Annotated in this window: 7 protein-coding genes; all 7 read right to left on the bottom strand. The window is 58.7% G+C overall.

The features are described 5' to 3' along the window. The coding region (locus tag x551_RS19635) for a hypothetical protein (protein WP_036250429.1) at nt 1-1016 on the bottom strand (1016 nt) is incomplete at its 3' end. Then, the gene (locus x551_RS19630; RefSeq protein ID WP_036234481.1) at nt 1016-1285 is read right to left on the bottom strand and encodes a hypothetical protein; all 270 of its coding nucleotides are present in this window, start codon (nt 1283-1285) and stop codon (nt 1016-1018) included. The genes x551_RS19635 and x551_RS19630, both read right to left, overlap by 1 nt. Nucleotides 1286-1314: 29 nt before the next feature. Next, nucleotides 1315-1635 carry a phage tail assembly chaperone family protein, TAC gene (locus x551_RS19625; RefSeq protein WP_036234483.1) on the bottom strand — a complete coding sequence of 107 codons (321 nt, stop codon included), beginning with the start codon at nt 1633-1635 and terminating at the stop codon, nt 1315-1317. Beyond that, entirely contained in the window at nt 1632-2096 is a 465-nt protein-coding gene (locus tag x551_RS19620; RefSeq protein ID WP_036234485.1) for a phage tail tube protein, read from the bottom strand. Before x551_RS19620 ends, x551_RS19625 begins: the two co-directional genes overlap by 4 nt. 122 nt (nt 2097-2218) lie before the next feature. Beyond that, the gene (locus x551_RS25525; protein ID WP_152543599.1) at nt 2219-2803 is read right to left on the bottom strand and encodes a hypothetical protein; all 585 of its coding nucleotides are present in this window, start codon (nt 2801-2803) and stop codon (nt 2219-2221) included. Between the two features lie 4 nt (nt 2804-2807). Continuing rightward, entirely contained in the window at nt 2808-3185 is a 378-nt protein-coding gene (locus x551_RS19610; RefSeq protein WP_036234488.1) for a DUF3168 domain-containing protein, read from the bottom strand. Further along, entirely contained in the window at nt 3185-3649 is a 465-nt protein-coding gene (locus x551_RS19605) for an HK97-gp10 family putative phage morphogenesis protein (RefSeq protein WP_036234490.1), read from the bottom strand. The genes x551_RS19610 and x551_RS19605 overlap by 1 nt, the downstream gene beginning before the upstream one ends. Nucleotides 3650-3743: the final 94 nt, after the last annotated feature.

Raw genomic sequence — 3743 nt, 5'->3', positions numbered from 1 at the left:
ATCGACATAATCTGGGCCTGGAACTTGTCCAACTCTGCACGGGCCCTGGCAGCGTCTTCCTTGACAGCTTCACTGATAGCCCGGAATCCCTTCAAGTCACCGCGACCAAGCGCGGCGAACTGCGCCGCCCACGCCGCGATCTCTCGACCAACCCCTAGGAAGACAAAGCCCACATCGGAGACGACGATCGCGAGCGTCTGGAAAATGACAATCGCAGCCTTGACCGCCGCGCCAAGAACGGTCGTGATGACTTCTACCGCTGTCTCGTTCTTGAAGATCGCCTCAAAGGCTTCTTGCACCTGAACGAGCACAGGGATCAACTGCGCAGATTGGACCTGGGCAAACTGCTCAAACTCAGCCTTGAGCTTCGCTTGGGCGTCGGCGTAAGCGTCGGCCTGGTCGATCTGCTGCTGAGTCAGAACAGTTGTCCGGCCGCCCTGCTCCTCAAGCGCCTTGAAGACCTTGAGCTGCTCTGCTCCAGTCTTGCCGAACAGCGCCATCGCGACAGCACTCTTTTCCGAGCCGTCCTCAAACTTGGCAAACGCCTTCGTCAGGGCGTCGATTCGCTCGACTGGATCGAGCGCTTTGAACTCTTCGATCGACAGACCAAGGGCAACCAGAGCAGCGCCGGCCGCCTTGGACTCATCGTCAACGCCAGTCAGGCTCTTGGTTAGCTTGAGGCTGGCGTTCGCGATCTCGTCGACGGAAGTCCCGGCAACAGCGGCAGCGACCGATAGGGACGCCAGGCTTTCGGCACTAGCCCCGGTGGTTTCTTCAAGATCCTTGAAGTTTGCGACATTGCCGATCTGCTGGTTCAGAACAGCAAACGCAGCGACGCCGGCAGCGCCGATCGAAGCAAGCGCGGCGGTGGCGATGTTGGCGGCGCCGTCGAACGCCCTCTCGATAGCCTGGGCACGCTTCTTGGCCTCGCGCTCAGCTTTATCTAGGCCGGCTGTGTAGCCACCAATGCGGGCAACCAAATCCAAGGTAAGGGTGCCGAGGCTGCGCGCTGCCATTACTTGACCCCCCGAACGCCGAGCAGCTTCGCGACATCAGAGATGTCGGCCTCTACCACGTCCTTGTGCATCATGAAGTCCTCAAACTCAGCCTTGCCGCCGAGCGCTCGATTGATCTGCGTCGCAAGCAAGGCGAAACCGCTCTCCAGTCGCATGCCCCAGTTCAACGAGCCACGTCGGCGGATGTACTCAGCCCATGCCATGGCTTCTTGGTAGGACATGCGGTCCTTGGCCTCTTCAACCGTCCTGCCGCCGACTCCGTGCAGCACAAGCTCGTGCCACAGCTCATCGGCGGCCGTCAGTTTTTTGGCTTGGCCCCGTTGACCTCGTTGACCGCCTGCGCAAACACAGCAGCCAGCCCCGGGTCAAGTTGGTAGGCGTCCTCGTAGCTGATCCGCTCCTTGCCGTTCTCACCAAGGAAGATGCATTCGGAGATGAACTTGGCGGACTTGCTTTGATCGCTGTCGCCGGAGAAGAGCTTCTCCATGGCACCGAAGCTCTGGCGCTTCACGTAGATCGTGAAGGCCAGTTCCTCGTCACCCCGCTTCCAAGTCACATCCTTGGCGACCAGCTCAGACGGGACGAACCCACCCTTGGCCTTCAGCTCGGCGAGCTTCATGCCTTCGGCACCAGGACCGGGAAGCCACTGAGCTGGATCGAGACAGTCGAGGACACCACCGTGTTCAGCGCGAAGTCGAACGGCAGGTCGGAGATGTAGCCGTTGAACACGATGAACGATCGAGTCGCGGGCGTGTTGAAGGTCGCGTTGGTGTCGACCGTCGGGCTAGCCGTACCGTCGGACCATCCAAGCGCCCATTCGAACTTCGTGCCGGCGACGTACAGCTCATGGAGCCGGACGTGCGAAGCGTCGGAGGGATCGAAGTTGATGCCGAAGGTGGCCGCCCCGGGAGTGGCGAGGCCGCTTTCGTAGGTCCGCGCGTCGTCACTGAGACAGGTTGTCTCGATCTGGTCACGCGCAGCCGTCAGGCCGCTGATGGTGGTAACGCAACCGACTTCGGTGACGAGATCGGTCGCTGGGTCGATGAAGAACAGTTCACTGCCCTGGGTCTTAACGGCCATGATGTTTCCCTTCAGAAACGAAAAAGCCGCCCTGTAGGCGGCTTGGTTGCGAAAGCTCCCGGCTTATCGACGGGCAATAAAAAAGCCCGCACGCGGCGGGCCTTGATTGAGCAATGGGTCTCTTAGATCAGATAAATGCGCTTAGCGTTCTTCCTCAAGTTGTCTGCGGCCCATAACGGCCTGAGGTTAGGAAGGCCCCATGCAGTTTTCAACTTAGGGTCGTGTTCGCCTTCAATCTGAAACGCAGACAGCGGAACAATGTGATCAATGTGCCATTCGCCGAAATTCCTCCAGCTCATGCCGGGCAAGAATTGCCGCTCAATATGAGATATCAAGTCATGCACAGAATAACCGAAGACTTCGTTGGTTCTGGCATCGTCCTTTCGAACAATGCACCTTCTCAATACAGTCCTCATCCATGCCTTGAGCCTGAACTCCGGATTGTCTTTGTTGCGTCGCCAGTGAGAAGAGCTATAGGCTGCAGCCTTCTCAGGATTACGAAGATGAAACTGCTTGGCAACGCTCCTTCGCAGCTCACGATTCTCTTCGGACCATCTCTTGGCTCTTGCGTTAACGCATACCTTGCAGCGATAACCTAAGCCGCCCTTGGCCTTTGAGTCCTTGTAAAAACTATCACAAGGTTTGTACTCAAGGCAAGTATTGCAGCGAAGCGCTCCGTCAGCAATCTCTCTGTACGTGTACGGCATGTTCCTATCTTGCCGTAATCCAATCAGATTGGAAAGAGAAGCGATGTGACATCGTGTCGGGGTCTACGGACTCCCCGAGCCAGGATGTGATGTGGCAGTGCGGCTCGATCGCGTCACGGATCGCCTGAGCCACATTGCGAGCGGTGTTTGCGCCCGAGGAGTCGGGCGATGCGTACACATCGATCTGGATCGAGAACGTGTCGATGTCGGGCGTGCTGCCCAAGTAGTTCTCGGGGGCTCCAAAGACTCGTTGCCAGACCGCATAGGGCTTCTGGACGTTCTGCGGAGCGAGACCGAACTGATAGAAGCGGACGGGGTTGGAGCCGAGCAATGCCTTGACCGCCGTCGATGCGGCGACGGCAGGGAAGACAGGCGGATACATCAACGACCCTTCTTGATGGCGCGATCGATCGCCTTGCCGTACTGGCGGATGAACTCGTCTGTCGCGGCTTGAGCGGATTGCTCGCCAGCAGGACGCATGAACGGACGAGCAGCCATGTTCTCGGTGCCGAACTCCAGCAGCCGCCAGTGCGGCGTTGGGGACTTCGCGCCCTCATCTGGGTTGCCCTTGACGGTGACCTTGGCCCCGCCCTGAACACCAACGCGGAAAGCAAGGTCACCAGTTCTCTTGAAGAGGCGGTTGTTCCACTTCTCGGTGATGTTGTCGGCGATCTTCCGGCCCGTCTCGGCGTCATCCAAAGCAGCCGCGGCTTCCCGGGCTCTGTTCCTGATGACCTGGGCAGCCTTCCTCAAAGCGAAGCGGCCAGCCTTGTAGCGGGTTTCGTACTTCAGCGCATCGAGCTTGGCAACGAGAGCGTCAACGCCGTTGAGTTTCACGTCAGCCATTCATTTCCTCCATCTCGCGAAACCAGTCTTTCGAGCGGCGCGCGTTCTGGTAGTGCTTGAAGCGAGGTATTCCTGCGGTCCAGTGAAGCACCTT

This window comes from Methylibium sp. T29 (assembly GCF_000576205.1).
Lineage (GTDB): Bacteria > Pseudomonadota > Gammaproteobacteria > Burkholderiales > Burkholderiaceae_C > Methylibium > Methylibium petroleiphilum.
The sequence above is the reverse complement of the archived record's forward strand: the minus strand, read 5'-3'. Positions and strand labels throughout refer to the sequence as shown.

What these genes read in the sequence shown, in the direction of transcription:
- x551_RS19605 (WP_036234490.1), bottom strand. Translation starts at nt 3,649, where the DNA reads ATGGCTGACGTGAAACTCAACGGCGTTGACGCTCTCGTTGCCAAGCTC.
- x551_RS19610 (WP_036234488.1), bottom strand. Translation starts at nt 3,185, where the DNA reads ATGTATCCGCCTGTCTTCCCTGCCGTCGCCGCATCGACGGCGGTCAAG.
- x551_RS19620 (WP_036234485.1), bottom strand. Translation starts at nt 2,096, where the DNA reads ATGGCCGTTAAGACCCAGGGCAGTGAACTGTTCTTCATCGACCCAGCG.
- x551_RS19625 (WP_036234483.1), bottom strand. Translation starts at nt 1,635, where the DNA reads ATGAAGCTCGCCGAGCTGAAGGCCAAGGGTGGGTTCGTCCCGTCTGAG.
- x551_RS25525 (WP_152543599.1), bottom strand. Translation starts at nt 2,803, where the DNA reads ATGCCGTACACGTACAGAGAGATTGCTGACGGAGCGCTTCGCTGCAAT.